The sequence below is a fragment of the Saccharomonospora halophila 8 genome, assembly GCF_000383775.1.
GTDB lineage: Bacteria > Actinomycetota > Actinomycetes > Mycobacteriales > Pseudonocardiaceae > Saccharomonospora > Saccharomonospora halophila.
The window spans coordinates 1-2,658 of the sequence record NZ_KB912531.1 but is presented as its reverse complement, the minus strand read 5'-3'; the positions used below and the strand labels follow the sequence as shown (position 1 = coordinate 2,658).

Here is a 2,658-nt window from a genome sequence, read left to right as displayed (position 1 = left end):
GGGCCGCTGGGGCGCCGCGCCCGCGCCCTGGGTGATGTGGGCGGCCGCCGCCCGGAGCGTGGCGTCGTCGGCCTCGGGGACCGCGTACCCGTTCGCGCGGATGTGGTCCAGCAGCTCCGGCTCGGGACACACGCCGTGCTCACGCAGGTAGTAGTTCACGGCCGCGGGCCAGATCCAGCTGCCGTCGCTGTGGAAGGCGATGGGGACGGCGCTCTCCGCGGCCGGGGACAGCCGGTCGATGTCGAGACCGCGTCCGGGCACCACCACCGGAGCGCCGTCGAGGTAGGCGAGCAGCCGGTCCGTCTCGGCGGGGTCGGGGTCGGGACGGTCGAGCACGGGCCGTCCGGCCTCGTCCGTGCCGTCGAAGATCCGCGCGGCCCGGAACCGCGGCCCGGGGCGTTCCGGGCCGATCCCCGCCATCCGGCGCATCAGCCAGTCGGGCACGTTCTCCTCGTCCCGGGGGAACATCCGGAGTTCGTCGGCGTAGGCCTGCGGCGGCGGGGTCAGGTCCCACTGCGGCTCGTCCCGGTCGTACTCCAGGTTGTAGCTGGAGGGGTGGTCGAGCTGGTAGCGGGCGTTGAACCACGTCCCCCGGCCCTCCCGGTACATGCCGGTGCGCAGACGGCCGAACAGGTCGGCGATGTCGTGGGTCGCGACCCACTCCCGGGCGGTGTCGTCCGCGAGGACGAGTTCCCCGGTGAGTTCGTGGTACCTCCCCACGGCGCGGTACTCGACGGTCACCCGGCGCCAGTCGCTCGGGGCCGCCCGCAGCAAGGAGAGGCCGATCTGCTTGACCAGGGTGTCCTGCTCGGTTGCGTTCAGCTGGGTCGGTAGTGCCACGCCCACATCTTGACCAAAGAACGCCACGGATGCACGGCACATGTGGACAACGTCGCCGTAGCGGAACGAACCTACGTCCCGTTGGGCGGCACATCGAGTGCGGAGCGCCACAGTTCACCTCAACGAGGCAACCTGACCGCGCAACCCTCGCGGACAATCGGCCCTGATGACTACTCCGCGTGCCCCCGGCGACGCCGAACCTCCCCCGAACGCCGCAAACCTGCCGTCCGTACGCGCGAAGCAGATCCTCGGGACCGGTCTCGCCGTCCTCGTCGGCGTGGGGATGGCGGTCCAGAGCAGGATCAACGGCCAGCTCGCCGCGGAGCTGGCCGACCCGGTGCTCGCCGCGGTGATCTCCTTCGGCGGGGGGCTGGTGGTGTTGCTGGGCGCGCTCGCGGCAGCACCCCGGATGCGCCGCGGGGTCGGTCGCGTCACCTCGGCACTGCGGACGGGCGGACTGCGGCCGTGGCACCTGCTCGGCGGGCTGGCCGGTGCGACGCTCGTGCTGGGGCAGTCGGTCACGGTGGTGGTGATCGGGGTCGCCCTGTTCACCGTGGGGGTGGTCGCGGGACAGACGGTCAGCGGGCTGTTCGTCGACAAGGCCGGACTCGGCCCGGGGGGTGCGCAGGCGCCGTCCCGGCCACGGGTCGTCGGCGCGGTGCTCACGGTGCTCGCCATCGCGGGCACGGTGACCGGTGGCCTCGGCGACGCGGAGGCCGGGAGCGCGTGGCTGCTGGTTCTGCCCTTGGTCGCCGGGGGCGGGATGGCGCTGCAGCAGGCGTTCAACGGCCACGTCGGTGCCGTCGCGGGCAGTCCCCTCACGGCCGCGCTGGTGAACTTCACCGCGGGCACGGCCGTGCTGGTGCCGGCCTGGCTCGGCACGCTGGCGCTGGGGGGCGGTCCCGTCACCTGGCCCGCCAACCCCGTGCTGTACCTCGGCGGCCTGGTGGGCGTGGTGTTCATCGCCACGGCCGCGCTGCTGGTGCCCCGGATCGGCGTGTTGCTGCTGGGGCTGGCCTCGGTGGCCGGGCAACTCGTCGGGTCGGTGCTGCTCGACCTGTTCGTGCCCGCCGCCGACGTCGGGGTCGGGGCGAGCACCGTCCTCGGCTGTGCCGTCGCCCTGCTCGCCGTCGCCGTGGCCTCCGTGGGCGGGCGCGGCCGAACCGGCGCGGTTCTGCGAGAATCGCGCACGTGACGGCGACGATTCTGGACGGCAGAGCCACCAAGGACGCGATCTACTCCGAACTCTCCGCCCGCGTGACGGCGTTGGCCGGACAGGGCGCCACACCGGGGCTGGCCACCGTGCTCGTGGGCGACAATCCGGGCTCGGCCCAGTACGTGCGGATGAAGCACGCGGACTGCGAGAAGGTCGGGATCACCTCGATCCGCCGGGACCTGCCCGCGGACATCTCCCAGGACGACCTGCTCGGCGTCATCGACGAACTGAACGCCGACCCGGCCTGCACCGGCTACATCGTGCAGCTCCCGTTGCCCGACCACATCGACCCGGGCGCCGTGCTCGAACGGATCGACCCGGACAAGGACGCCGACGGGCTGGCCCCGATCAGCCTGGGCAGACTCGTGCTGAACCAGCCGGGTGCGCTGCCGTGCACGCCGCTGGGCATCCTCGAACTGCTGCGCCGCTACGACGTGCCGCTGAACGGCGCGCGGGTCGCCGTCATCGGCCGGGGGATCACCGTGGGCCGGACCCTGGGACTGCTGCTGACCCGCCGCAGCGAGAACGCCACGGTGACGCTGTGCCACACCGGCACGCGCGACCTCGCCGCCGAGGTGCGCGGGGCCGACGTCGTGGTGGCG

General features: G+C 73.1%; 2 protein-coding genes and 1 pseudogene. 2 read left to right on the top strand and 1 reads right to left on the bottom strand.

From position 1 onward, the window contains the following. Positions 1-882 (bottom strand): annotated as a pseudogene (locus SACHA_RS25205) (hypothetical protein); the annotation flags it as partial. A gap of 124 nt (positions 883-1,006) precedes the next feature. On the opposite strand from SACHA_RS25205, the gene SACHA_RS0109580 reads away from it, so the two are divergent. Then, a complete protein-coding gene (locus SACHA_RS0109580) occupies positions 1,007-2,035 on the top strand; it encodes a DMT family transporter (protein ID WP_019809227.1) in 1,029 nt (342 codons plus the stop codon). Further along, the coding region (locus SACHA_RS0109575; RefSeq protein WP_019809225.1) for a tetrahydrofolate dehydrogenase/cyclohydrolase catalytic domain-containing protein at positions 2,032-2,658 on the top strand (627 nt) is incomplete at its 3' end. The genes SACHA_RS0109580 and SACHA_RS0109575, both read left to right, overlap by 4 nt.